This is a genomic window from Kitasatospora sp. NPDC097605 (genome assembly GCF_040302725.1).
Classification (GTDB): Bacteria; Actinomycetota; Actinomycetes; order Streptomycetales; family Streptomycetaceae; genus Kitasatospora.
The window spans coordinates 35,491-59,884 of the sequence record NZ_JBEOSF010000036.1; the positions used below are offsets into that span (position 1 = coordinate 35,491).

The 24,394-nt window shown below is 72.9% G+C and carries 34 protein-coding genes; 27 read left to right on the forward strand and 7 right to left on the reverse strand.

Annotated features, from left to right (window positions below; translation table 11 throughout):
• The first annotated feature begins 366 nt into the window (after positions 1-366).
• The 8 genes from ABTX81_RS30465 to ABTX81_RS30500 all read left to right on the forward strand — a co-directional run bounded on the left by ABTX81_RS30465 (position 367) and on the right by ABTX81_RS30500 (position 4,538).
• Positions 367-1,038 carry a hypothetical protein gene (locus tag ABTX81_RS30465; RefSeq protein WP_350552233.1) on the forward strand — a complete coding sequence of 224 codons (672 nt, stop codon included), beginning with the start codon at positions 367-369 and terminating at the stop codon, positions 1,036-1,038.
• A 5-nt stretch (positions 1,039-1,043) separates the two neighbouring features.
• A complete protein-coding gene (locus tag ABTX81_RS30470) occupies positions 1,044-1,259 on the forward strand; it encodes a hypothetical protein (protein WP_350552236.1) in 216 nt (71 codons plus the stop codon).
• On the forward strand, positions 1,256-1,444 hold the full coding sequence (locus ABTX81_RS30475; protein ID WP_350552239.1) for a hypothetical protein: 189 nt from the start codon (positions 1,256-1,258) through the stop codon (positions 1,442-1,444). Before ABTX81_RS30470 ends, ABTX81_RS30475 begins: the two co-directional genes overlap by 4 nt.
• Positions 1,445-1,507: 63 nt before the next feature.
• Positions 1,508-2,416 (forward strand): hypothetical protein, encoded by a 909-nt coding sequence (locus ABTX81_RS30480; RefSeq protein ID WP_350552241.1) that lies wholly within the window; start codon positions 1,508-1,510, stop codon positions 2,414-2,416.
• A gap of 78 nt (positions 2,417-2,494) precedes the next feature.
• Complete coding sequence (locus ABTX81_RS30485) at positions 2,495-3,133, forward strand: hypothetical protein (RefSeq protein ID WP_350552244.1); 639 nt, start codon at positions 2,495-2,497, stop codon at positions 3,131-3,133.
• Between the two features lie 76 nt (positions 3,134-3,209).
• The gene (locus ABTX81_RS30490; protein WP_350552247.1) at positions 3,210-3,410 is read left to right on the forward strand and encodes a hypothetical protein; all 201 of its coding nucleotides are present in this window, start codon (positions 3,210-3,212) and stop codon (positions 3,408-3,410) included.
• Positions 3,411-3,460: 50 nt separating this feature from the next.
• Complete coding sequence (locus ABTX81_RS30495) at positions 3,461-3,694, forward strand: hypothetical protein (protein WP_350552249.1); 234 nt, start codon at positions 3,461-3,463, stop codon at positions 3,692-3,694.
• 160 nt (positions 3,695-3,854) lie between these two features.
• Positions 3,855-4,538: a hypothetical protein gene (locus tag ABTX81_RS30500; RefSeq protein ID WP_350552252.1), complete on the forward strand. Its 684-nt coding sequence runs from the start codon at positions 3,855-3,857 to the stop codon at positions 4,536-4,538.
• A 63-nt stretch (positions 4,539-4,601) separates the two neighbouring features.
• Here ABTX81_RS30500 and ABTX81_RS30505 read toward each other — a convergent pair whose 3' ends face one another.
• From ABTX81_RS30505 to ABTX81_RS30530, 6 genes are all read right to left on the reverse strand, one after another.
• Positions 4,602-5,582, reverse strand: coding sequence for a 3-oxoacyl-[acyl-carrier-protein] synthase III C-terminal domain-containing protein (locus ABTX81_RS30505; protein WP_350552254.1), 981 nt, complete (start codon positions 5,580-5,582; stop codon positions 4,602-4,604).
• 86 nt (positions 5,583-5,668) lie between these two features.
• Positions 5,669-6,526, reverse strand: coding sequence for an MmyB family transcriptional regulator (locus ABTX81_RS30510; RefSeq protein ID WP_350552256.1), 858 nt, complete (start codon positions 6,524-6,526; stop codon positions 5,669-5,671).
• A 414-nt stretch (positions 6,527-6,940) separates the two neighbouring features.
• The gene (locus ABTX81_RS30515; RefSeq protein ID WP_350552259.1) at positions 6,941-7,594 is read right to left on the reverse strand and encodes a phosphatase PAP2 family protein; all 654 of its coding nucleotides are present in this window, start codon (positions 7,592-7,594) and stop codon (positions 6,941-6,943) included.
• Entirely contained in the window at positions 7,591-8,727 is a 1,137-nt protein-coding gene (locus ABTX81_RS30520) for an MAB_1171c family putative transporter (RefSeq protein WP_350552262.1), read from the reverse strand. Before ABTX81_RS30520 ends, ABTX81_RS30515 begins: the two co-directional genes overlap by 4 nt.
• Complete coding sequence (locus ABTX81_RS30525; RefSeq protein WP_350552265.1) at positions 8,724-9,248, reverse strand: hypothetical protein; 525 nt, start codon at positions 9,246-9,248, stop codon at positions 8,724-8,726. Before ABTX81_RS30525 ends, ABTX81_RS30520 begins: the two co-directional genes overlap by 4 nt.
• 61 nt (positions 9,249-9,309) lie before the next feature.
• Positions 9,310-9,798, reverse strand: coding sequence for a hypothetical protein (locus ABTX81_RS30530; RefSeq protein WP_350552268.1), 489 nt, complete (start codon positions 9,796-9,798; stop codon positions 9,310-9,312).
• A gap of 204 nt (positions 9,799-10,002) precedes the next feature.
• On the opposite strand from ABTX81_RS30530, the gene ABTX81_RS30535 reads away from it, so the two are divergent.
• Complete coding sequence (locus tag ABTX81_RS30535) at positions 10,003-10,164, forward strand: hypothetical protein (RefSeq protein ID WP_350552271.1); 162 nt, start codon at positions 10,003-10,005, stop codon at positions 10,162-10,164.
• Positions 10,165-10,306: 142 nt separating this feature from the next.
• On the opposite strand, the gene ABTX81_RS30540 is transcribed toward ABTX81_RS30535, so the two are convergent.
• Entirely contained in the window at positions 10,307-10,801 is a 495-nt protein-coding gene (locus ABTX81_RS30540) for a hypothetical protein (RefSeq protein ID WP_350552274.1), read from the reverse strand.
• Between the two features lie 164 nt (positions 10,802-10,965).
• Between ABTX81_RS30540 and ABTX81_RS30545 the strand changes: the two genes are divergently transcribed.
• From ABTX81_RS30545 to ABTX81_RS30630, 18 genes are all read left to right on the forward strand, one after another.
• Positions 10,966-11,613, forward strand: a complete 648-nt coding sequence (locus ABTX81_RS30545; protein ID WP_350552277.1) for a hypothetical protein — start codon at positions 10,966-10,968, stop codon at positions 11,611-11,613.
• A complete protein-coding gene (locus ABTX81_RS30550) occupies positions 11,585-13,165 on the forward strand; it encodes a terminase large subunit domain-containing protein (RefSeq protein WP_350552280.1) in 1,581 nt (526 codons plus the stop codon). Before ABTX81_RS30545 ends, ABTX81_RS30550 begins: the two co-directional genes overlap by 29 nt.
• A 27-nt stretch (positions 13,166-13,192) precedes the next feature.
• Entirely contained in the window at positions 13,193-15,055 is a 1,863-nt protein-coding gene (locus ABTX81_RS30555; RefSeq protein ID WP_350552283.1) for a hypothetical protein, read from the forward strand.
• Positions 15,056-15,128: 73 nt separating this feature from the next.
• Complete coding sequence (locus ABTX81_RS30560; protein WP_350552286.1) at positions 15,129-15,923, forward strand: hypothetical protein; 795 nt, start codon at positions 15,129-15,131, stop codon at positions 15,921-15,923.
• A 127-nt stretch (positions 15,924-16,050) separates the two neighbouring features.
• On the forward strand, positions 16,051-16,791 hold the full coding sequence (locus tag ABTX81_RS30565; RefSeq protein ID WP_350552289.1) for a hypothetical protein: 741 nt from the start codon (positions 16,051-16,053) through the stop codon (positions 16,789-16,791).
• Between the two features lie 12 nt (positions 16,792-16,803).
• A complete protein-coding gene (locus ABTX81_RS30570; RefSeq protein ID WP_350552292.1) occupies positions 16,804-17,862 on the forward strand; it encodes a major capsid protein in 1,059 nt (352 codons plus the stop codon).
• The gene (locus ABTX81_RS30575) at positions 17,862-18,281 is read left to right on the forward strand and encodes a hypothetical protein (protein WP_350552294.1); all 420 of its coding nucleotides are present in this window, start codon (positions 17,862-17,864) and stop codon (positions 18,279-18,281) included. The genes ABTX81_RS30570 and ABTX81_RS30575 overlap by 1 nt, the downstream gene beginning before the upstream one ends.
• Before the next feature lie 96 nt (positions 18,282-18,377).
• Entirely contained in the window at positions 18,378-18,719 is a 342-nt protein-coding gene (locus tag ABTX81_RS30580; protein ID WP_350552297.1) for a hypothetical protein, read from the forward strand.
• Positions 18,716-19,576 (forward strand): hypothetical protein, encoded by an 861-nt coding sequence (locus ABTX81_RS30585; RefSeq protein WP_350552300.1) that lies wholly within the window; start codon positions 18,716-18,718, stop codon positions 19,574-19,576. The genes ABTX81_RS30580 and ABTX81_RS30585 overlap by 4 nt, the downstream gene beginning before the upstream one ends.
• Positions 19,576-20,322, forward strand: coding sequence for a spherulation-specific family 4 protein (locus tag ABTX81_RS30590; protein WP_350552303.1), 747 nt, complete (start codon positions 19,576-19,578; stop codon positions 20,320-20,322). The genes ABTX81_RS30585 and ABTX81_RS30590 overlap by 1 nt, the downstream gene beginning before the upstream one ends.
• Positions 20,319-20,939: a hypothetical protein gene (locus tag ABTX81_RS30595; protein WP_350552306.1), complete on the forward strand. Its 621-nt coding sequence runs from the start codon at positions 20,319-20,321 to the stop codon at positions 20,937-20,939. The genes ABTX81_RS30590 and ABTX81_RS30595 overlap by 4 nt, the downstream gene beginning before the upstream one ends.
• The gene (locus ABTX81_RS30600; protein WP_350552308.1) at positions 20,936-21,316 is read left to right on the forward strand and encodes a hypothetical protein; all 381 of its coding nucleotides are present in this window, start codon (positions 20,936-20,938) and stop codon (positions 21,314-21,316) included. Before ABTX81_RS30595 ends, ABTX81_RS30600 begins: the two co-directional genes overlap by 4 nt.
• The gene (locus ABTX81_RS30605) at positions 21,316-21,753 is read left to right on the forward strand and encodes a DUF6093 family protein (protein WP_350552311.1); all 438 of its coding nucleotides are present in this window, start codon (positions 21,316-21,318) and stop codon (positions 21,751-21,753) included. Before ABTX81_RS30600 ends, ABTX81_RS30605 begins: the two co-directional genes overlap by 1 nt.
• Positions 21,750-22,160 (forward strand): HK97 gp10 family phage protein, encoded by a 411-nt coding sequence (locus ABTX81_RS30610; protein ID WP_350552313.1) that lies wholly within the window; start codon positions 21,750-21,752, stop codon positions 22,158-22,160. The genes ABTX81_RS30605 and ABTX81_RS30610 overlap by 4 nt, the downstream gene beginning before the upstream one ends.
• Positions 22,157-22,600 (forward strand): hypothetical protein, encoded by a 444-nt coding sequence (locus ABTX81_RS30615; protein WP_350552316.1) that lies wholly within the window; start codon positions 22,157-22,159, stop codon positions 22,598-22,600. Before ABTX81_RS30610 ends, ABTX81_RS30615 begins: the two co-directional genes overlap by 4 nt.
• 194 nt (positions 22,601-22,794) lie before the next feature.
• Entirely contained in the window at positions 22,795-23,295 is a 501-nt protein-coding gene (locus ABTX81_RS30620; RefSeq protein WP_350552319.1) for a phage tail tube protein, read from the forward strand.
• A 109-nt stretch (positions 23,296-23,404) separates the two neighbouring features.
• Positions 23,405-23,992 carry a hypothetical protein gene (locus ABTX81_RS30625; RefSeq protein ID WP_350552322.1) on the forward strand — a complete coding sequence of 196 codons (588 nt, stop codon included), beginning with the start codon at positions 23,405-23,407 and terminating at the stop codon, positions 23,990-23,992.
• A gap of 32 nt (positions 23,993-24,024) precedes the next feature.
• Positions 24,025-24,390 (forward strand): hypothetical protein, encoded by a 366-nt coding sequence (locus ABTX81_RS30630; protein WP_350552324.1) that lies wholly within the window; start codon positions 24,025-24,027, stop codon positions 24,388-24,390.
• The last annotated feature ends 4 nt before the right edge of the window (positions 24,391-24,394 follow it).

Below are 24,394 nucleotides of genomic sequence, written 5' to 3' on the forward strand. Positions count from 1 at the left end.
CCGGGAGGGAAACCCCATGAGCACCGAGCCCCGCCTCTGCGACTGCGACTCCTGCTGCCACAACGACCCGACCTGCCACCACCCGAAGTGCCCGGCCGTGAACTCCGGCCTCGACAGCACCGACGAGTAGCCCACTGACCGGGCGGCCCCCACCCCCTCCGGGGGCCGCCCACCCCGCCCCGCGACGAACAGCCGACAGGCGCCCCCCGGACCCCTACCCGGGTTGCGGCCCCGGCGCCGTCGCGGGCCCCAGGACCGGCCGGGCCAGGCACGCGACCCGGCGCCCGGCACCCCTTCCGGCAGCGCCCGCTCGCGCCGCCCGGCCGGTCCCCTCACACCACCAGCACACACCGCAGAGGAACCGCCATGTCCCAGAGCACCGCCGAGGCGCAGCACACCAACCCCGACGCGCCGATGCTCGCCGAGATCATCGGCGCCGCCGCCCCGATCATCGCCACCGTGCTCGCCGACCTGCCGCACACCGTCCAGCCCGGCATGATCACCTTCCAGTACCACCGGGACGGCGTCACCGCCGCCCCCGCCGCCACCTGCGACCGCGACCAGGGCACCCGCCTCCTCCTCAAGGTCGCCGACGCCTTCCACGGCGCCGGGTGGGGCTTCAGCCACCGCTACCGGGACGGGAGCTACTCCGTCCTGCGCTCCACCCGCATGCACCACCCGCTCGAACTGAGCGGCACCCGCACCATCACCCCCCCGGCCCCGGCGGAGCGCTACGCCTACGAGGCCACGTGCGGACAGTCCATCCCCCTCGACATCTACACCACCCGCGCCGAGGCCCAGAGGCACGCCGAGGACTTCGCCCACGCCACCTTCTCCACCGGAGTGACCGGGTGGTCCTGGCACTTGGACAACCCCGACGACGGCCAGGACGACACCGACACCCCGCACCCCGAGGACAGCCAGACCCTCTACGCCACCGTCCGCGACGACAACGGCCGGGACGTCATGCTCCCCACCGCGTACCGGATCATCGCCCACCAGCTCCAGGACACCTACGACCCCCGCGCGGACCGGTGAGACCCGTGCGCCTTCTCGAACTGCGCCACCGCGTCCACATCCTCCTCGGCGCCGAAGCCGAGCGCCCCGACAGCGACGTGACCGAGGTGACCATGGCCAACCCCGCCACCTGGGACGGCCCGTGGGGCATCACCGTCACCACCCGCGACGGCCGCAGCTACCGCCTCGACTTCACCGCCGAACCGGTCGCCGACCACAACGACCCCCAGGCCGCGCCGTGAGTGCCGACTACCGGCACCTGCCCCGCCACGTGGCCCCGGCCACCGATGAACTGGTCACCGAACTGGCCCGGCACTCCCGGCTGTGGACCGTTCTGCCGGAGGACGCGGACATGGGCCAGTGGCTGGCCTACTGCGTGACCAGGCTCCTCGCCCGGCTCGCCGCCACCGAACAGCCCAACCGCTGAACCGCCCCGGGGGCGCAGCACCCACTGCTGCGCTCCCGGGCCCCGAACCGAAACGCCACCACCATGACCGCCCCGATCACCCCGCACCCGCTGCTGATCCCCGCGCCGGCCACCGCCCCCGGACAACCGCCGGCCGCCCGCACCACGCAGCTCCTGCCCGCCGGCCACCACGCCGAGGCCACCATCCGGCTGTCCGACACCAGCGGCCGCGCCGTCGAACGGCGCACCCTCGCCGCCACCCTCGCCCCCGCGTTCGGCCTGTACGTCCACCGCCGCACCGAGTGGGCCAGCAGCTGGAGCACCGCCACCGACGGCAGCGTGCTGCGCACCGACACCCCGGTCCGCCACGACGGCCCCGGCCGTGACGTCCTGGTCGTCTCCGGCCCGGCCGACGCCGTCGCCCGGTACTGCGCCGCGCTGCCCACCCTGCTGGTGGAGCTGGACCGCGCCGCCGCCGAGCACACCCGCACCTACACCGCCTGGCTGCGCGAGCAGGCCGAGCAGGGCTGGAGCAACCCGCGTGAGCACCGCACCATGGCCCGGCACTGGCGCCGGCACCTGGTCGAGGCGCTCGCCAGCATCCTCGCCTCCGGCCGCGCCCCGGCCGGGCCGGCCTTCGACCCCACCGTGTCGTGGCACCACCAGACCTGCGCGGCCGCCGCCGACCTCGCCCGCGAACTCGGCTGGACCTGGCTCGCGCAGTGGGAGCAGCCGACCGCCGCCGCCGCGCTCGCCTCCCTTCTCGACGTGGCCGTCCCGGACCACCAGGACGCACCACTGCCCGCCGCCGCTGCAGCGCCCGCCGAGGCCGGCCCGAAGCCCGCCCTCGCACCGCCTGCCCGGCGCCCGGCCCGGCCGCGCTGCCACGGGGCCCGGCTGCGGCGCCCGCTCGCCCGCCGACCCGACGCGCTGCGCCCCGCACCCGCCCGGCCCCACCACCGCGCCGACCGACGCTTCCCCGCCCGCTGCTGACCCACCCCGCCCGCAGCGCTGCGCCCCGGCCACCCCGGGGCGCAGCCCTCCACCCGCTCCTTTGAGAGGACCACCACCATGCCGCACGCCGTCATCGTCCACCGCCCCGGCGAATATCGGGACATCAGGATCGGACCCATCCGGTACAAGTCCACCACCACCGAGATCGCGCACCGTCTGGCCCGGTTCATGCCCACCACCCCCCACCTGCCCGGGACCACCCTCAGCACCGGCCCCTACGACGCCAAGCTGCCCCACCTGCCGCTGCTGCCCGACGACCCCGGCCGGCTCGCCGCCATGATGGACGACCAGCCCGGCGAAGGCACCGACGAGGCGTTCCCCAGCCTTTTCGACCGCGCCCAGGCGCAGTTCACCATCGCCGAGCTCGGCCCGCTCTGGGACGCCGCGCTCGCCGCCTACGATGCGCGGCACAGCACCGGCAACGACCAGGACCGGGCGCCGGACGCCCCGCTCACCACCACCTGGACCGGCCTCACCACCACCCTGCCCGGCCCCGGCACCCCGATCGTCGTGGACCTGGTCCTCGCCGACGGCCGCCGGGCCGAACTCCACCTCGACGACGAACACCGCGAGGCGCTCGGCCTGGCCCTCGTCGACCCGGGCCAGGTGGAGAACGACAACCCCCGGCCCGCCCGCACCGGCCGGCGCCGGGGAACCGCCCCCTCCCGTCTCGCGCTGCGCCGCCGCACCCCCTGACCGACCCAACCACCACGCCTTCGCCCGGCCGGGCCCCGCGCTCCGGCCGGGCCCCAACCCCAGGACGAACCCACCGATGACCACCAGCCACCAACCCCCGGCGCCGGCCCGCTGCGACCGCCCGGCCTGGGCCCGCACCGCCGCGGCCGCGCGCACCGCCGCCGACCACTACGCCGCCGGCCCCCTCCTCGCCCCCGGCCCCCGTCCGGCCGTCCACCCCCTGCAGCGCCGCCACCCGCTCTACGGCACCCCCGCAGCCTTCCGCCCCACCAGTTGACCTTCTCCGGATACTTCCCTGGGGCAGGTCTGCTCACGAGAGGATGAAGCATGACGCGCGATGAGCGAGACGAGTTCTGGATCAGGGCCTACCGTCTGCGAGCCGGTGCCTACCGAGGCGCTGCCGCCCGTGACGAGATGTGCGCGGTTGCCATCGAGGCCGCACGGTCGTTCCGGCACCTCAGCGAGACCATCTCGGCAGCTGAGGCCGCCGACATCGCCACCCACCCCTGCCTCGCCGAACTGAACGTCCAGCTCAACGGCTACTACGGCGACGACCACTGACCAACGCCACCCCGGCGGGATCGCAGCACGTCACCAACGACGTCCAGCCCCGCCCGGCCGGCTGACCGAACCACCCCGCTCCACCCGGAGCCGGCCGATACGCTGGCCCCGTCATCAGCCCTGGAGGGCAGCCCACCGTACCTACCTCTGGAGCTCCCACATGTTCACCGTCACCACCGGCCAGCTGCTCCGCGACGCGATGGCCTCGATCGAACAGGCCGGAACCGGTGAAGAGGAGCCGGCCCCTGTTCTCCTGCACTCGCCGCCCTCGGACCGCGCCGGCCACGGAGGAACGGTCGGATGGCACCCGCTCGTCGCCATCGCGGCCGCCGGCCACATCGTCCAGCACTGGAGCGATGGCTGGCAGCACAAGGGCCCGTTCGAGGTGGAAGCCGGCAGCCCCGCGGGCCGGGCCGCTGTCCTGCTCTACCCCGGCACCCCCAGCTTCGCCTCGCGCCGCCTGGAGGCCGGTGGGCACCCCAGCGACGGAATCCGGGTGAGGGAACTGTGCGGTCACCACGGCTGCGCCGAAGACGCTCCGGCGGGGCCCGGATCACGCTGCTCCGCGCACTTCAGCGACCCGGTACCGACCTGGCGCAAGGACAGCACCTACTGGGCGCGGATCGCCATCGATGCCTGGCGGACCAAGTACCCGACACGGGGGGAGGAGAAGACGCTGCTCGACAACGAGCGTCACCGCCTGATCGAGGGAGCGCTGAGCATCGGCATGCGGTCGTCGGACCTGCACGAAACGACCGGGATCGACCGCGCCGCCATCGACCGGATCGCCGACCCACAGCGGGCGCCGGAGTGGGAGGGACACCCGCTGGACGGCCCCGCCTGAGCCCACCAAACCGACGGCAGAAAGAAGCCCCCGGCCGTTCGCGCCGGGGGCCACTGCCGTGCGCTACGCCTCCGACCCGTCCTGCCACGTCACCTTCGCCGCGCCCACCGTGAACCCCGGGCCGAAGCCCAGCAGCAGACCCTGCTGCCCGGCCGCCGGCGGTGTCTCGTAGGTGCGCTCCAGGACCCGCAGCACCGCCGGCCCGCCCAGGTTGCCGTCCTCGTCCAGCGACCGGTACGCGTGCACCAGCTGCTCCTCGGCCAGGCCGAGTTCGCGCTGCAGGTCCGCCAGGATGGCCAGGCCGCCGGTGTGGGTGACCACGAAGTCCAGCGGCCACCCGTCCAGCCACTTCCGCAGCGCCGGCGCCATGTCGACCACCGACTGCGTGGAGTCCTTGTCGCTGTCGAAGTGCATCCCCGCGGCGTCGACCCGCTTGCGGTAGCGGCGCGCGCTTCCCGGCAGAACGTACTCCCAGGTGTCGTCCACCGCCAGGCCCGGACCGAGCGGCACGCCGGAGACGACCGCGGCGACCGCGCTGTCCCCCCACAGCAGCTTGAAGATGAAGTGCGCGACGTCCTGGTCGTCGTGGTGGTGGATCGCCGACAGCACCTCACCGCCAGCCACCAGGACCCGGGCACCGGACCGGGCCCGGACGTGGTCGACGGCCTTCGTCAGCGCGTGCACCCCGCCGCCGCAGCCGGACTGCGTCAGCGCCGTGCGCGAGATGTCGGCGGCCAGGCCGAGCTTGCGCTGCAGCGCGATGTCCAGCCCGGGCACCCAGTCCGTGGTGGAGCTGGTGGTCACGATGCCGTCGACGTCGCGCGGGTCGAGCCCGGCGTCGGCCAGCGCGCGGTGGGACGCTGCGGCGGACATCCGCAGGACGTCCTCGACGGCCGCCGCGTTGCGCTCGGCGAAGGTCCGGTCGGCGAGCACGACGTCCAGCGGCCGGGAGAACCGGCGGGTGGCCGGCGACTTCGCGAGGATCCGCAGAATCGCCCCGATCCGCGGGTGGTCCGCGTGCCGGACCGCGATGTCCGCGGTCATCTCGGAAACGGTCACGAGGTGTTCGCCGAGAACGGTCGTCGGCCTGGATATGTACGCGTACGGCATGGTGTGCCGCCTTCCGGGGGTTATGTGCAGGGAGGAACAGCGCGGCGCAGCGGCGGGCCGGGCACGTAGTCCGGAACGAGGTACGTGAGCCGGGCGCCGGGCGCGCCGAAGGGCGTGGCGGGGGCGATGGTGACGCTGATCCGCCGACCCTGGCCGGCGTGCCACAGCGGCCGGGAGTTGCCGTCCGGCTGGTGGTAGGCCTCCAGGGTGGAGGCGTACAGCGGGCCGGCCACCGGGTCGCTGGTGACACGGCGTTCGAGCGCGGCCAAATCGGGGTTGTCGGGGTAGTCGTTGCAGGCCGCCCGGAGCTGGGGGAGGACCATGCGGGCCCAACTGCTCTGCCAGTCCGGCAGGCCGATTGTGCGCGCGTACGGGGAAAGGACCATCCATTCCATCGTATTGTGCGGCGGAATTCCTTCGGGGAACAGGTCGTCGAATAGCTGATTGCTCGCCAGGAGATTCCACGCGAGGTCGTTCACGTAGCAGGGGAACGCGGTCTGCGCCCGGACTATCGCGCCCCAGTGACCGCCGAGGGACATGCCGTCCTCGGGGTCGAGGGTGTGGGGCGGCTGGTGGCCGTAGACGAGGTGCCACAAGGTCGTCCACTGCTCGCGGGTGAGCTGGAGGATCCGGGCGACGGACTCCAGGTACTCCGCCGTGACCAGGCCGCGGGGCCGGCCTCCCTCGAATCGGCCGTAGGTGCCGGAGGAATGGCCGGTGAGCTGGTCCATGTTGTCCTGGGTTAGGCCCGGCGCCCGGCGGCCGCTGCCGCTGGTGCGCGTGGGGGGCAGACCGAAGTCGGCCGGGTCGTGCTTGCCGCGCAGTCCGCAGAGGAACGCCTTCAGGACCGCCTTGTCGCCTCTGCCCCTTCTGTCCAACGTTCCGCTCTTCCTTCGCTGAGGAGTCGACAGCGGCCCCGCCACACAAGGGGGGCTTTGCCTGTTCTATAGGTACGGATCTTCCCTGTAAAACGCTATCCCCCGGGCGCGACAATCGACCGGTAGGCGATCGACCGAGCGGACAGCGCCGTCCGGCAGGGCAGGTGAGGAGCAGAATGGCAAGGGGGGCACATGGCACACCGGGAAAAGAATTTCCTCCAGTAAGGCAACCCTTATCGCGGCCGGCCCTTCGGCTCATCACCTACGAGCCCGGGGACCCGGACGAGGATCTGCCCCTCACCATCCGCTGCGCCCGCGCCGCCGGCCCCGACGGCCCCGACGTCGGCCAGCTCATCGCACGGCTCTGCGCCCCCCGGGCGGACCGCTGACCAGCGGTCCGCCCGGTCGCGCTTCTCAGCCGGCCAACCGCACCGCCAGGACGTAGACCCCGCCGGCCACGGCCAGGCCGAGAACCGTCCCGGCCACCACCTGGCCGACGGTGTGCTCCCGCACCCGCACCCGGGCCCAGCTGATCACCGGCACCAGCACCAGGCCTGCCAGCCACCACCACCCGTACTCCGCGGCCAGCATCGCGAACGAGCCGGCCACCACCGCGGCGTGCACGCTGACCTTGTACCAGCGCGTCACCGGCCACACCACGGTGATCGTTGCCCACATCGCCGCCGTCAGCGCCACCATCGCGGCCGGCGCTGACGTCGCCACCTCGAGCGCCACACCGGCCGCCGCCGACCCGACGATCACTGGCAGCACGGCCATCCGCTTCGCCCGGTCGACGAGATGCCGCTCGGACCACTGCCCGCCGGAGCGCGCGTAGACGATGTACGCCATCGGCAGCACCGCGGAGAACACCACGGCGATCGCGGCCCACCCCAGGCCCTTCCAGCCGAAGTGCACGCCGAAGGCCGTGGACACGGCGACGATGACGTTCTTCGGGTCCACCAGGTCGCTCACCCGCCGGCCGATCCGCCACGCCGTCGACTGCGGCTCGGCCGGCCCGCCCTGGTCCCGGCGCTCCCCCTGGTCCTGCTGCCGCACGTCGGTGCTCACCGCGCCGTCCCCTTCACGTACTGGGCAGCCACACCGGCCGCCCACTGGATCTCCCGCTCCGGCGCCCGCAGGTCCTGCTCCAGGACCTCGTCCGGCTGCTGCTCCACCCCGGCCTCCCCGTCCGCCTTGCGGCGCAGCGCCGCGCGCAGCCACAGGGCTTCGGTGACCGAGTCCGACCCGACCCGCACCGCCTGGTGGCCGGCCGCCGGGTCGGCGTACGGGGCCAGGCTCTGCGTGCCGTCGCGGACGGTGAACGCCATGTACGCCACATCGAGCGTGCGGTCCCCGGCGGTGAACATCTCCCGCCAGCGGGACCGGCGATCCCCGAGGACGAGGTGCGGGAACGCGTCGGCGATGTCGGACCACAGCGGGTGGATCCGCCAGATCGCCCGCTGGTCCCGCACGTACCGCACCAGGGACCGCATCGGAGCGATGATGAGCCCGGCGAGGATCAGCAGGATCGACGCGGCGACGATCACGTCCGACAGGGCGTCGACCGTCGCGTTGTACCCGAAGTCGCGGTCGGCGATCGTGCCGACCACGATGGAGATCCGGTGGACGGTGTAGACCACGCCGAGCGTGCAGCCGAGCGCCAGGCTGCTGACCCCGGTCCGCGCCAGGCCCCTCGGCACGCCGCGCCGGCCCCGCCAGAACACCATTGAGCCGATCAGCATCGACGCCCCGAGGTAGCCGTAGAAGATGGCCATGTAGGCGCACACCCCGGCATCGTCGTAGTGCTGCACGATGACGTCCGCGGCCGTCGCCGTCTCGGGGTGGGGGACCGCGACGAAGAACAGCACCGCCATGAACGCCGCACTGGTCGCGACCAGCGGGAAGTTCGCGCGGATGCGGCGCGGGTCGGCGTCGTAGACCGCGTACAGGTAGTCGAACAGGAACGCGATCGACGTCATGGCCGCCAGGTGGCGCGCCAGGACGGGCAGGCCCGGCACCCAGTCGTGCAGCGCGCCGGCGTCGAACCCCGGGCGGTTGGTCAGCAGGGCCACGCCCAGGGCGCCGATGCACAGCGCCAGCGACCGGCTGACGCGGTTGCGGTTGGCCAGTGCCGCCGGAAGGCGCCACAGCGCCACCCCGATCAGCGCCGCCGGGAGGAGACCGAAGAGCAGCAGGTTCACCGGCCGGCTCCCAGGGTGCGGCGCACGGGGTGCGCGAGGGTGGATGTCAGACGCCGGCCGTCCGGCGTCGTGCCGTGCCCGGACCCGATCAGGTTCGCGAGCAGGAGTCCGATCACCTCGGCCTCCTGCTCCTGGACGGTGTCGTAGCTGGCCCTCGGCAGGCCGAACAACTGGGAGACGTAGCTCGGTTCCATGTCGGGGAACGCGGTGCGGATCATCTCCGGGTTGAACTCGGGCTGGTGGCCGGCGATGACGTGGCCGAGCTCGTGCAGCTTGATCTGCGTCTGGTGCGCCAGGCTGGTCCGGGTGCTGTAGAACAGCACGTCCACCGAGGCCAGCGGGACCCACAGCCCGGAGTGGCTGGAGGAATCGGCAGCCGGGGGCAGCGGCAGGAACTGGATGGGCCGGCCCCGCTCGGCTGCGAGCGCCTCGGCCAGGGCCTCGGCGGAGAACGGATCGGGTATCGGGAGCTGGGAGACGATCCGCTCGCACCGTGTGCGCAGACCTCTGGGCAGGGGCATAGGGGGACGACCTTGTGCTGTGAGGAGCCCGGCGCGGGGCCGGGCGGGGAGTGCTGGGGGATCAGGGTCTGCGGTGTTCGGCCTCGGCCGCCAGGAGGTCGTCCAGCAGGGTGCTGAACAGCTTCTGCTTGGACTCGGGCAGGACGGCGGCGCGCTGCATGATGCCGGCCACGCCGGTGTCCGGACTGACGGTGGCCAGGCCGTGCGCAGTGCGGACCTGGGCGAGCATCCGGGCCGCGTCGTCGTCGTTGCCGGTGAAGTAGGCGGCGCCGTTGGCCAGACCGAAGGCCGCACCGAGGGCGTTGAGCGTGTTGACCGTCGGGTTGGGCGCCTCTCCTCGGGCGTTGCGGCCTTCGCGCAGGTGGCGGACGGTGTCCTTGTTCAGGTGCCGGTCGGGGTGGGTCGCATCGTTCGCCTTCTCGACCACCTCGGTGTTGGTGAGCTCCGGTGCTCCGACGCGCGCGCGGGCCTCGTTCAGTGCGGCGAACAGGTCGCCGAGCCTTCGGGCGATGACGGCTGCCTGGCGGACGGTCCTTGAGGTGGTAGGCATGGGGCCCCGATCTAACTTTCGAGAAATGTACACGTCACATTCTTCCCTTGGACATCACCCCAGGCCGGGGCGATGACAACCCTCTACCGAACAGGCACATCCTGTGATTATGCTGCGGACGCCGCTATCCCGGTAGAGGACAGCTCTATTCTGATAGAACCGCATCTGACTCCTCGCCACCGCCCCCAACGAGAGCAGGACACGTTGCCGACTACCTCCAGCGCCGCCACCCTGCCGGCCCCGACCCCAGCCCCGCCCAGCTCCTCCCTCACCATCCGCTGCGCCAACGCCGCTGGCCCCCGCCCCACCCCCGACATCGCCGCCCGCATCGCCGAACTGCGCGCTGCCTCACCCGACGTGCGTTGACAGTTCTGCAGTTCAGCCCCACGATCAAGACGCGCGACGGCCCCGGGACGGATGAACCTTAATTCTCCTAGGTCTGATGTGACGTCCCCTGCGCACACTCAGCAGAAGCCCGGGGCCCGCGCGCAGCACCCTCACCAAGCCGTCAGGCCCACCCGCCGGCCTTCAGCTCGTCCGCCAGCAGCCGCGCCTTCACCACGATCGCCGCCGCGTCCCGCTCGCATGGTCCCTTCGCCACGAACCGCGCCTGCTGCTCGCACCCTCCCAGCGCGTAGGACTCCCCGGCAGCGCTGATCTCCGTCACCAGCGCCCTCACCCGCGGCTCCCGCCCGCCCGACACCGGGAACCGGTCCGCGTGGTTCGGCACCGACACCGTCGCCGTTTTGGTCACCCCGCCGAGCCACACCGCGCACTCCCGCCCGCCCAGCGTGAGGCACAGCGCGCTCGACGGCGGTTGAAGCTGCCCCTCAAGCTCCGCCACCAGCTCCCGCCCCCGCGCCGCACCGCCCGCCCCGGCCGCGGGGGCCGACGCCGCACCGGACGCCGCGCCTGACGGTTCCGCGGCCTGCGACGAGACCGCCGGCTGCGCCCCTCCCGCGCTCGTGCACCCCACCAGGCCGGCCACCAGCAGGACCGCCACCGCCACCGTTCGTACCCGTATCCGCATGGCGCGGATCCTGCCACCGCCGCACCCCGCCCGGGGACGAAACCGCACAACCGCAACCGGCCCGCGACCAGCAGGAACCGAGCACCCCCCGCCGTAAGGGATCATGGTGGGGTGCGCGGGGGTGCATGGAGTCCACCGTGTCCGCAGCACCAGCCGAGTACGACCCGCGCCGCCAGGCCGTCCAGGCCCGGCGCGCCGAAGCCGTGCGCCTGCAGCTCACGGCCGGCTGGTCCCCCCTCGACATCGGCCTCCACCTTCACGCCGACCCCTCCCTGAACACCCGCGGCCGCGCCGTCGCCGAGGGCTACGGCGCCAAGCAGTACCGCGAAGGCGCCACCCCGCTCACCGCCGGCCGCCTGGTCCAGGCCGTCACCCGCGACATCAACCGCGCCCTCCAGAAGCAGGCCACCGAGTACGACACCGACGTTGAAGCGCTGCGCCGCGTACGCGTCGCCCAGTACACCGCGGTGCTGCGCGCGGCGCTGAAGGAAGCGCAGATCGGCGAGGACACCGAGCCGGAGGAGTGGGAGACGCCCGAGGACCGGGTCCGCGCCGCCGACCTCCGCTTCAAGGCCCGCGACCAGGTTCTGCGCGTCCTGGCCCGCCTCGACGTCGTCCAGGGCACCCCCCGCCCCACCAAGACCGAGGTCACCGGCGCCGACGGCGCCCCCCTCATCGACATCCCCTCCCTCGACCAGCTGCGCGACCTCATCGCGGCCAACACCGCCGCCGACCAGAAGGAGGGGGAACCGGCCGATGGGCAAGACGAAGAAGCAGCGCCGTGACCCGAAAGCGGAACTCGCCGCCCTCATCACCGAATACAAGAAGCTCGCCCCGGAGCAGCGCGCTGCCGTCGCCGCCCAGGTGAAGGCGCCGATGCGCGTCCACCTGGCCCAGGCCGAGCAGGGCATGCTCATGGACCGCTCGCCCGGCCAGATGGCCAGCGTGCTGACCGACGGCATCGAACTCCAGGCCCCGCACCTGGACTTGATTGACAAGCTGTACGCCCGGATCGCCGATGGCGAGCAGATCAAGGCCATGATCGAGATGCCGCCCCGCCACGGCAAGAGCCAGCGCGCTTCGCGGTGGGGGCCGCTGTGGTTCCTGCGCCGCCGACCGCTGCTGCGCGTCATGCTCGCCTCCTACGGCTCCGAGCTGGCGGACGACCACGGCCGGTGGGTGCGCGACCAGATCGCCGAGCACACCGACGCCCTCGGCATCACCCTCCACCCCGGCTCCCGCGCCGCGTCCCGCTTCGACCTGGTGCCGCCCCCGAAGTCCGGCGTGCGCGGCGGCATGGTCACCGCTGGCGTCGGCGGCTCCCTCAACGGCAAGGGCTTCAACCTGGGCATCGTCGACGACCCGTTCAAGGGTTCGGACGACGCAGGTTCACCTGCGCAGAGGGACCGGGTGTGGGAGTGGTACCGGTCGGTGTTCTTCACCAGGCGCGCGCCGCAGGCCTCCATCATCATCATCAACACCCGCTGGCACGAGGACGACCTGTGCGGCCGGCTGCTGGAGCAGAACCCGGACGGCTGGGAGCGCATCAACCTCCCCGCCGTCGCCTTCGCCGAGAACGACGCCCTCGGCCGGCCGCCCGGCGCCGCACTCTGGCCCTCCCGCTACGACGAGGCCGCGCTCGCCGAGATCCGCGCCGAGGTCGGCGAACGCATCTGGTGGGCCCTCTACCAGCAGCAGCCCCGCCCGATGGAAGGCGGCGTCTGGAAGTGGTCGTGGATCAGCGACCACCGCATCACCCCGCAGCAACTCCTCGGCATCATCCTCACCAGGGTGGTCGTGTTCGTCGACCCCTCCGGCGGCGACGTCCTGCGCGACGAGGTCGGCCTGGTCGCCGCCGGACGCGACGCCGCCGGCGAGCTCTACGTCATCGCCGACCGCTCCGCCAAGATGGGCGCAGAGCAGTGGGGCCGCGAGGCCTGCCTGCTGGCGATCGAGCAGGCCGCCGACGCCATCGGCGTGGAGAGCAACTTCGGCGGCGACATGGCCCGCCAGGTCATCGCCCAGGCCTGGGCGCAGCTGGAGCGCGAAGGCCTCACCCGCGGCATGCTGCGCCCCCGCCTGATCGACGTCTTCGCGAAGCAAGGCAAGAGGTTGCGCGCCGAGCCGATCGCCCAGCTCTACCACCTCGGCCGGGTCCACCACGTCGGCGAGCACGTCTCCCTGGAGGGCCAGATGGTCACGTGGATGGCCGGCATGGACTCCCCGGACCGGATGGACGCCGCCGTCCACGCCCTCACCGAACTCGCCGACCCGTCCGGCAACACCGGCCCCGGCATCGGCACCTACACCCGCGGCCCGCTGCCCGGCCGCCGCTGACCCGACCACCCGAAGGAGGACACCACCGTGGGCATCAAGCAGATGCTGCTGGACGGCTGGTCCTGGTTGAACTACAAGCCGGTGTTCAACGCGCAGGGCGGCGCGCCGCACCGCCGCGCCTACCCCGAGGTGTACTCGCAGTGGGTACCGGCCGAAGACGCCCGCCGCCTGGCCGCTTACAAGACGATGGTGGCCTACGACAGCAACCAGGCCGGCGCGCTCACCGCGATCGAGTCCGGCAAGGACGACGACCGCCGCGAGTACGGCGACGCCGCGATGCTCAACGAAGCGATCCAGGCGCACATCCTCGGCCGGGAGCAGCACATCGTCGTCGACGGAGCCGCCACCACCACCACCAAGCCGAAGGACGGCGACGGCGGCGGGCAGGAGCACGCCCAGGCCGTGCAGGAGCGGCTGCGCGAGTGGGCGGAGGACGAGCAGGTCGTCCTGAAGCTCCAGCAGGCCGAGCGCAAGGCCGTGGTGCAGGGCGACGGCGTCTACTACCTCGGCTGGGACCCCGAGCGACAGCGCCCCCGGCTCACCGTCACCGACCCCGGCTTCTACTACCCCGAAATCGGCGAGGACCCGGGCCCCGACTACCCGTTCCGGGTGCACCTGGCGTGGGACCTGCCCGCCGACCCCAAGCGCGGCCTGAAGGACCGCGTCCGGCGGATCACCTGGGAACTCGGCCCGATCGGGGTCCAGCACGCCACCCAGTGGGGCGACGACGGCCGCCCCTACCGGGGCCCGGTGGTTGGGGACGACGGCCAGTACGCGCTTGTCCCCGGCGACACGGTCGACGGCCCGTGGATCGTGCGCACGTACCCGTGGAGCGACCGGCCGTCCCGGTGGACGTGCTACCTCACCGACGCGACGTGGCTCCTGGAGGACATCAAGGGCGACACCAGCGTCTACCACCTGCCCATGGACCGCGCCGAGTTCGCCGCCCGCTCCGACGGCGAGATCCTCGACCGCCTCGACCTGATGATCGACTTCATCCCGGTGGTCCACGTCCCCAACACCGTCCCCGACGCCGAAGAGCACTGGGGCCGGCCCGCGCTCGCCCGCGTGCTCCAGCTCCTGGACGAGCTCGCCGGCAACGACACCGACACCGCGCACGCCTCCGCCACCACCGGCATGCCCGTCATCGCCGCCTCCGGCCTGCTCACCCGCCAGACGGACCTGGCGGTCACGCCCGGCCTGGTCCTGGAGCTGGAGACCGGCGGCCGCCTCGACGTCCTCGACACCGCCGGGCAGCTCGAGCAGCTGCGCGACACCAGCCAGACCCTCCTTGACCGCCTCCACGCCAACGTCCGGATGCCCGCCGTCGCGCTCGGCACCGCCGACCAGGCCCAGATGCCGTCCGGCTACGCCCTCGCCCTCACCATGAGCCCGCTGGACATGATGGTCGCCGCCGGCCGCCTCGCCCGCGCCCACAAGTACCGGCTGTTGTTGAAGTTCGTGCAGAGGCTGTTCATGGCCGGTCAGCACCCCGACTGGACCGGCCCGGTAGAGCCCGCGCACCTGGAGTTCGGCGCCTACACCCCCACCGACCTCACCACGCTGCTCACCGACGTCGCCACCGCCCACACGGCCGGGCTCATCAGCCTGGAGACCGCGCTGCGCCTGATCACCGAAGCCGGGTGGGTGATCGAGGACATCGAGGACGAGATCAAGCGGATCCAGGCCCGCCAGTTCGCCAAGGCCAGCGAGCTCGCGGACGCGACCGGCGACCAGCAGGCCGTCCGCGACTACCTCGGCCTCAAGGGCGCGCCGCCCAAGCAGCCGCCCGCAGTCGTCCTGCCGCAGCAGGTCCCCCAGCCCCCCCAGCAGCCAGGCCAGCCGCCCGCCGACCCCGCCAAGGCCCCCGACCAGGGCACCGACAAGTAGACCGGACCGAGCACACCATGATCACCCCTAAACTGGTAGCAGCGCGGGGGCGTTCACGGTGGAGGACACCACAATGCGCCGTGCCGTCATACGCCGCCAGATCGAGGCGGCCACCATGCTGTTCAACACCCCCGTCCCGCCCGCGCCGGGCGCGCCCGCCCCGGCCGGCGGCAACCCGGTTCCGACCCCGCCGCCCACGCCGCCGGTGCCGGGCCCGCCGGACCCCACGCCCAAGCCCTACGTCGACTCCACCCAGCCGCCGCCGGCGAACCCCGGCGAGCAGATCCTCACCGTGCCCCAGCGCGCGCTGAACGACATGCTCGCCAAGGAGAAGCGGCAGGGCGGCCAGCACGTACGCCGCCAGCTCGCCGAGGCCGCCGGCCTCGACCCGAACACCGTCACCGACGAGCAGCTCACGAAGGTCCTCACCGACGCGAAGGCCGCCCAGGACGCCCTCCTCACCGAGGAGCAGCGCCGCCAGGCCGCCCTCGACGACCGAGAGAAGGCCCTCAAGGCGAAGGAGGACGCGGCCACCGCCGCAGTCGCCGCCGCCGAGGCCGACCGGCGCAACGCCCGCCGCGAGGCGCTGCTCACCCGCCTCGGCGTTCCCCTGGAGGACGTCGACGTCGCCCGCGCCTTCCTGGACCGGGCCGTCACCGACGACGCCGACGAAGCGGCCGTGCAGACCGCCGCCGAGCAGCTCAAGACCACCAAGCCCGCCCTGTTCACCGGTACCCCGGCCGTCCCGGCCGCGCCGCCCGCCCCCGGCGGACTCCCCGCCGGCGGCCCGCCGACCCGCCAGGGCCCGACCAGCAAGCCCGGCGACCGCGGCCGCGAGCGCGCCAAGGCCATGGGCCTGGCGGGCTGACCGAGCACCACCCCGCGCACCCCGGAGGGACCACGCCCTCCAAGCCCCACCCCTCCCTCGTGGACGGCACCCCTGGCGCAGGTGCCCACGCCCAGCACGCACCTGTCCCGAGGGAGGGAGATCCGGCATGGTCATGCCGCCGATCACCACGACCACCGACTACAGCGCCAACAAGCTGTGGCTGGCATCCACGCACGGCACCGAGACCAACCAGTCCGTCACCCTGGACGTCTCGAAGTTCACCCAGGGCACGCACTGGAAGCCCGGGTCCGGCCCGGACCAGCCCTACAGCGTCCTGAAGAGCGGCATCCCGCTTGGGCGCCTCACCGAGTCCGGGCTCTACGCCCCGTACACCGGGCCGAGCTCGGAGACCCAGACCGTCACCATCACCGGCGGCCCGACCGGCGGCACCTTCACCCTGACGTTCTCCGGCCAGAACACGGCGGCCATCGCCTACAACGCCACCGCCGCGACCGTGCAGGCCGCCCTGGAGGCGCTCAACAACATCGCCGTCGGGGACGTGAAGGTCACCGGCAACGCGGGCGGCCCCTACACCGTCGTGTTCGCCGGGAACTTCGCCGGCGACAACGTTGCGCAGATGACCGCCAACGGCGCCGGCCTGACCGGCGGCACCACCCCGGCCGTCAACGTCACCACCCCGATCGGCGGCGGCACCCCGGGCGCCAGCGACGGCACCGAGGTGCTGGCCGGCTTCCTGGAGTCGGACACCCACTTCGTTCCCGGCCAGCCCAAGGCGATCGCCTCGCTGCGCATCCACGGCCTGGTCAACCCGGCCAAGCTGCCGGTGCCGTTCGTGCAGCCACTGCCCGGCTACACCACCGCCGACATCTTCTACGTCACCACCTGAGGAGGCTGACCCATGCCGAACGAGATGCTCGACAACCTCCTCAAGGGGGTCGACGCCACCGAGATCAACGCGTTCGTCCGTGCGATCGCGACGAAGGACGACTTCGAGCTCACCAAGAGCGTCATCCCGGTGAAGACGCTCGACACGGTGAAGTGGAAGACGAAGCGCACCAGCCGCCGAGTCCTCCCCGCGCAGTTCCGCTCGTGGGACGCCTCCACGCCGATCGCGGCCCGCGAGTTCACCCGCATCGAGACCGAGGGCCAACTCCCCCCGCTCGGACAGAAGTTCATCGTCAACGAGCTGGAGACGATCCTGCTCCACGTCTCGCGCGGCCAGGACGGGGAGGAGCTGATCGAACGGCTCTACGACGACGTTGCCGCGCACGTCCTGTCCGTCCACCAGCGGATGGAGATCGCCGCCGGAGACCTGCTCTCCGACGGCAAGTTCACCCTGAACGGCGAGAACGGCATCGTCGTCGAAGTCGACTTCCAGGTGCCGGCCGCGAACCGCCCGACCGCGGCGGTGCCGTGGACCGACCCGACGGCGGACATCCTGCGCGACGAGATGACGTGGATCGCCCACCTGCGGTCCATCGGCGCGCCTCTGCCCACCCGCGTGCTCACCTCCTACAAGGCGGCTGCGCTCATGGCGGGCAACAACTCCTACCGCAACGCCTTCTACAACCCGCAGGGGGCGAACATCCCCAGCGCCGTGCTGGCGCCCGACCAGGTAACGGCGGTCCGCGCCCGCTACGGCCTGCCGCCGATCACCGTCTACGACCTCCAGCTCCCGACCCTGGGCGGCGGCAACGCCCGGGTCCTGCCGGAGAACCAGTACTTCCTCCTGCCCCCGGACAGCCGGGAGTGGGCGGAGACCCAGTACGGCATCACCGCCGACGGCCTGGTGCTCTCCAGTGGCAGCAACCCTGCGATCCTGCGCTCGGAGGCCCCGGGCATCATCGTCACCCACGGCTACAGCGACGACCCGGCGCAGGTCTACACCAAGGCCTCCGCCGTCGCCATGCCGGTGATGTACGTCCCGGACATCTACATGGCTGCGACGGTCTGGTGATGGCCGAGCTGATCAGCAGCGTCTTCCTGGTCGACCCGGACAGCCACGAGCAGATCGTGCTGGCGGCCGGCAGCACGCCGGAGCCCCGTCTGGCCTGCCTGGTCACCAACCCGTCCGCCTGGGCCGGCGGTGTGGTGCCGGACTTCGACCTGGAGCCGGGCCCCGACACGGCGGCCAAGGGCGGTGAGCCGCCGGAGGAACCGGCGGGTGCCGGCGAAGGCAACGGGCCCGGCGCCGAAGCGGGCCCCGAGGCCGAAGGCGCGGAGCAGGGCGAACTCGTCGAGACCGAAGTGCAGCCCGAGGCGGCCGAGGTCGAGGCCGCGCCCGAGGCCGCTGAGACCGAGGAGCAGCCCGCCGAGGCCGCTCCCGAGGAGAAGCCGGCCGCCCGCCGCGGCCGGAAGTCCGCCACCGCGGAGTGAGCCCCTCGGTGGCCGGGCCGGGCCGTCCTCCCCGGCCCGGCCACCGAGGCTCCCGCGCATCCCCCTCACCCTGACCGCCCTTCGACGGGAGGCACCATGGACGACGCCACCCGGGCCTGGCTGCTCGCCGAACTCGGAACGACCACCGACCCGGCCGACCTGGACGCTCGGTACCTTCGCCTGCGGTCCGCCCGCGCCGTTGCCCTCGAAGTCTTGCGCGAGCGGCGCCAGGCGCTGCTCGCCCAGCCCGTCAAGGTCACCATCAGCGGCGTCATCGCCGTCGATTACGGCGCGAACATCGCCGCCCTGGAACGCCAGATCGCGGCCCTCGCCGACCCGGCGGCCGCGCCGGCCCCCGACGAGACCCCGCCGCCCGGCCCCGATGGCGCCAACACCGACCCGGGCATTCTGCAGTTCCATGCCCGGCCCCGCCGATGACCACGCCCACCGCGTGGCGCAACCAGGAGCTCCGGGCCGGCATCGACACCGCGGCCGCCGACCTCGCCGCCGCCTGGAGTGCGCTCGTCCTTGCGCAGCGCGCCCTGCTGGCCGCGCTGCGCCGCTCCACCCGCGGCCCCGTACCCGGGCGCGCCACCGTGCTGCGTGCCGCGATCGCCGCGTTCAACCGTGCTGTCGCCGAGTTCGATCAGGCCGCCGTGGGCGTCGCCGAGCGGTGGGCCAGCCTGGAGCTGCCGATCGCCTACCGCCACGGCGCCGAGGCCGCCCTGCGTACTGCCGTGCTGCGCCCCGGGCAGGTGTGGCCGGCCTTCACCTGGACGCCCGGCCACCAGGGTGCGGTCCAGGTGCTCAGCGCTGGCGCCTACCAGGCGCTGGTGACCCGCATCAACGAGACGGTCCGCCGCGCCCGCGTCTTCGTGCGCGCGGCCTCCGCCGGCACCCTGCGTGCGGCCGCCGTCGACCCCGACCAGCTTGAGCGGGAGCACCGCCTGGAGGCCGTGATCTACGGGGACTCCACCCGCTACCCGGCCGCCGCGTGGGCCCGCAGCGCCCTCGCCGCGCAGGCCGTCACCGCCGCCAACACCGCCGCCGCCCGGACCGCGCTGGACGACCTCGGCACGGAGTGGGTGGAGGTCAGCGACGGTCCGGAGTGCGGGTGGACCGGTCACTCCGACCCCGACCGGGCCGACGGCACCCTGCGCGAAGCCGCCGACGCCGCGGTCCACCCGATCGCGCACCCCGGGTGCATCCGCTCCCTCACCCCCCGCCCCGACCTGGCGGGCCGTGACGACATCGAACCCGGCCAGCCGGCCACCGACGAGGAGGACGACGCCTGATGGCGCTCACCACCATGGGGCTCGGCGTGCCCCTTTACCAGCATCCCGGCCTCGACTCCGCCGCCTGGGACGCCCTGGCCGTCCAAAACGTGCCGCTGCGCTGGGTCGTCCTCAACCAGGCCTCCGGACCCGGCGCGGCCGAGGACAGCGTGCTGTACGACGCCGCCCGCTCGGTCAAGGCCGCCGGCGTGCCGGTGCTCGGGTACCTCAACTACGGGTACGGCGCCGTCGTCGACTTCACCACCTTCGCCGACGCCGACAAGTACGTGGCGCGCGGCATCACCGACGGCATCTTCCTGGACCAGGTGCCCACCGCGGCCGCGAACGTCCAGGCCCTCGGCACGACGCTCCAGGGCCTGCGCAAGCGCGGCGCCCGGCACATCGTCCTCAACTGCGGGACCGTGCCGCTCGACGAGCGCTACCTGGCCATGGCCGACCAGGTCGTCACCTTCGAGGGCACGCTGCCGGAGTACCGGACCGCGATGGCGAACCGGCCGGCCTGGCTGCGCGAGTGGAAGCCGGAGAAGGTGGTGCACCTGCTGCACGGCGTCACCACCTGGGCCGACGCCCGCGATGCCGTCCTCCTCGCCCGCGCGTCCGGCTGCCACACGATCTTCATGCACACCACCCCGTACACCGGGCCGAGCAGCAACCCCTGGGACGGGATTCCCAACGCGTACTGGCAGGACCTCACCGACCTCGTCGCCTCCTTCCCCGCCCGCCCCGCTCCCGGGTGGCCGAAGTGACCCACGACGACATCGACACCTCCACCTACGGCGCCGACGACAGCCCGCTGCCTGAGGCGGTGCGCTCCCTCACCGCCCGCAACCAGCAGCCCGCCACCCTGACCGGCAGCACGGCGGCCCGGACCGACGGCCCGTTCCACATCAGCGAAGGGCGGTTCACCATGACGTTCGGCATCGAGACCACCGACGACACAGCTCCCGGTGCGGTCGCCGAAGCCGTCCGCTACGCGATGAGGGCCCCTGGACGGGCGGCGCCGCCCGCAGTTCCCGCCCGGCTGCGGATCGGCCACCTCACCTACACCGTGCTGCTCGACACCGCCGTAGTGGACGAGGCGTCTGTCCGGGGGCAGGTGGCACTTCACGGCTTCTCCTCCAGCGGTGAGCAGCGGATCGGGGTGCGCGCCGACCTGCCGTCCGACCGTGAGGCGGAGGTGGTGCTGCACGAGGTGCTGCACCAGTGCCTGCGCGTCGCCGGAGTCGACCCCGACGCGGACGCGGCCGCCGGCCTCAAGGACGTCGAGGAACGGGCCGTGAACTCCATCGCCGGGGTGCTGCTCGCCGTGCTGCGCGACAACCCCGCCCTGACTGCCTACCTCACCCACCAGGAGCCCCAGTGAGCAGCTTCGGCGACCCGGACCAGCACCACCTCGTCATCACCAGCGAGGGCCTCCACGGAACCGTGCACCTGGACGGCGAGGACATCAGCAAGCAGATCCGCGGCTACGGTCTGCGCGGCTTCGCCGGCGAGCCGGTGCAGGCCGTCCTCTACCTCGCCGAGGGCCGGGGTACCACGGCGTTCGACGGCCTGGCGCGCGTCGTCGTCGCCGACGAGCAGCCCAACACCGCCGACCTGGTCGCCGAGTTCCTCGGCGGGATCGACGCGGACCTGCTCGCGGCCGCCGTGCTGAAGCGCGACGACCTCGACGGCAAGGCCAACGAGCTCACCCGCGCCGCGCTGCGCCAGCTCACCGAGTGGGCCCGGGGAGACGGCTGATGCTCAACCTCGGCCCGCTGACCGGCCTCGTCCGCGAACTGGTGCTCGGCGACACGATCCGCCTCGAGAAGCCCAGCCCGGGGAAGGTGCTGGACGAGGCGACGGGCACGCTGATCGACGCCCCCGGCATCGTGGTCTACGAGGGGCCGGGGGCGGTCATCGGCCCAGGGTCCCAGCCGATCGGCCTGGTCGTGCCCACCGACCTCCTGGAGCACGTCGACGACCCCAAGGCCGGCTACAAACTGCTCACCCTGCCCGACGCGCCCGTCCCGCCCCGGGACGCCGTCCTCACCGTCACAGCGGTCCACGAGGGCGGCGACCAGTCGCTGCTCACCCGCAGCTGGCGCGTCGCCCGGCCCGGACACGCCAACACCCTCCTCGTCGTCCGGATGTCCTGGTGCGACGAGATCCAGAGCAAGGACCTGGCGGCACCGTGACCCGATCCCGTACCTTCACGGACGCCGACCAGCTCGCCGCCGTCCTTGAGGCCGCCGCCGAGCGCGTCGGCCCGGCCGTCACCGCGCTGGTGCGCCACCAGGCGACGCTGCTGCGCCAGCAGATCCGCGCCAACGCCTCCGGCCGGCCCGGCCCGAACGTCATCACCGGCGCCTACCGGGACTCCTGGACCGTCGCGGTCGACGCGGGCGCCCCAGGCGTCGTTGAGGGCCTGGTCGGCACCACGGCCCCGCAGGGCCGGCGCCTGGAGTTCGGATTCGTCGGCGCCGACAAGCTCGGCCGGCGCTACAACCAGCCGCCGTTCCCGCACGTCGCTCCTGCGCTGGACTCCTTCGGCCGCCAGGTCGAGGGCCAGCTCAAGGCCGTGGGCGAGAAGGTGATCGGATGATCGCCCGGCTTCCCGTCACCCGCTCGGTCCGTGCGCTGTTGGCCTCGGCGACCGGCAAGCCGTGCGGCCTCGGCGCGCTTCCGCGCATGCCCGACGGCAGTCCGGCGCTGCCGCCCTACACGGTCCTGCACCCGCTGCCCTGGCAGGTCGGCGGCGCGCCGTTCAGCGACCTCTCCGAGGACGCCTCAGGCCTCTACCAGGCAGTGGCTGTCGCGGAGAGCGTCGAGCAGGCGGAGTGGCTGGCCGACCGGATCCGCGCCGGGGTCCTGGAGCGCGACCCGGTCACCGGCCGGTGGCTCCACCAGCTGAACGACCTGCCGGCCGGGGTGGTCTGCAAGACCCGGGAAGTGGACACCGACGCGGGGACCGACCCGGTCCCCGCGGACGGTATCGTTAACTACATGATCAGGTTCCGGCTCGGGTTCTCCAGCCGGGGCTGACGCAGCCTCACGAGCTGTGCACCATCCGCACCGCGGCGGCAAGCGCGGACGCTGCCCCTCGGGGCGGCCTGGAGCCCGTACCGCGGCGGCACAGCGCGGACGCTGCCCATCATGGCGGCCACCCCTTCACCGTCCCACCGGGGCCCGGCCGCCCAGGAGCAGAGCCGACCCCTGACCAGACACCTGGGGTCCACATGCCTCTGCCCCCGCTCGTCCCCGTGGAGAAGTACTCCCGGCGCGGCGTCTCCCAGTTCCTGTTCGTGCCGACCATCGCCGCCCCCAGCATGATTCCCACCCGCGCGGAGCTGGTGGCCGGAACCAACCTGACCGCCGGAATCGCCGAGCTGGACGGCTGGAACAGCGAGAACCAGGCGATCGAAGTCCCGGACATGTCCGACACGTTCGACGGCACGATCCCCGGTTCGGACAAGGCCGCCGACTCGTCGCTCACCTTCTATGAGGACTCCACGACCAACGTCACGGAGGAGCTGCTCAAGAAGGGCACGGTCGGCTACATCGTCATCCTCCGCAAGGGTGATGTGCCCACGAACAAGAGCATGGACGTGTTCCCGATCCGGGTCGGCAGCGTCCAGCCGGCCTACACCGCCGACAACGAGGCGGCGAAGTTCACGGTCAACTTCAGCGTGACCAGCAGGCCGGTACAGGGCGCGGCCGTGCCCGCCGCCGCCCCCTGACCGGCCCGGCCCCTTCTGACTCCCGGTCGGGCGTCCTCGCGCGCACGAGGGGACGCGCGAGACGCCCGGCCGGGCCCCATCCCCTCACCGCTCCTCCTGGAGGAACCCCATGCCGCCCAAGACCACCACCACCACCCCCACCGCCGGGACCGTTGACCCGGAGCCGCCGGCCGCCGCCGTCGCCGCCGACGCGCACTGGGCCGCCACGCTGGAGAAGCTGCGCAACCGCAAGCTCGCCGAGAAGGTTCTGCGGCTGTGGGACGACTCCGAGCTCAAGCGGGCGTTCAACGACATCGAGGCGCGGGCCGCCGAGGCGGCGCTGCTCGCCGCCGCCGACCCTGCGGACAAGGTCCGTCGGGCTGCGGCCGTCGCTGCCGAGGCCACCCTCGCCGACGCCGTGAAGGGCGCCGACGCGGTCACCATCAAGCTGCGGTTCCGTGCCCTGCCCGGTGACGCCTTCGTGAAGCTGATCGAGGAGCACCCGCCCACCCCGGAGCAGCTCGACAAGGACTCCGACACGGAGTGGAACCCCGAGACGTTCCCGCCGGTGCTCATCGCCGCCGCCAGCGTCGACGGCATCACCGAGGAGCAGGCCCAGGGGTTCATGACCACCTGGGGGCACCGCGACCGCCAGGACCTGTTCAGCGCCGCGCTCGCCCCGCAGGTCGACCGGCGCGGGGACCTGGGAAAAGGCTGATCGCTGAGCCGCGGTTCCGCCTGGAGCTGGAGTTGTGCGACCGCTGGGGCATTCCGCACAGCCAGTTTCTCGGAGGCGAGCCGGGCCGGTGGACGTCGTACGACCGGGCCAAGGCCATCGCGTACGCCGAGTACGCGCGGACCGTCTGCTCGGGCTGCGGCACCCGCCCAGAGGAGTGGGACCCGGAGGCCGGCGGCGACCGGCACGCCTACACCGCCTCCGACAGCCGGTGCCCGGGCTGCCAGGCGATCGAGCACAAGCAGTCCGAGCTGCCGGAGGGCCGGGCTGGCGCCGGGTTGAAGGTCGGCCTCGTCCCCACCGGCCCGTACCTGGCCTGGCTCGACCGGCGCGAACGCGAACGCGAAGAGCAGCGGCGCCGCCGCGAGAGCACGACCTGACGAC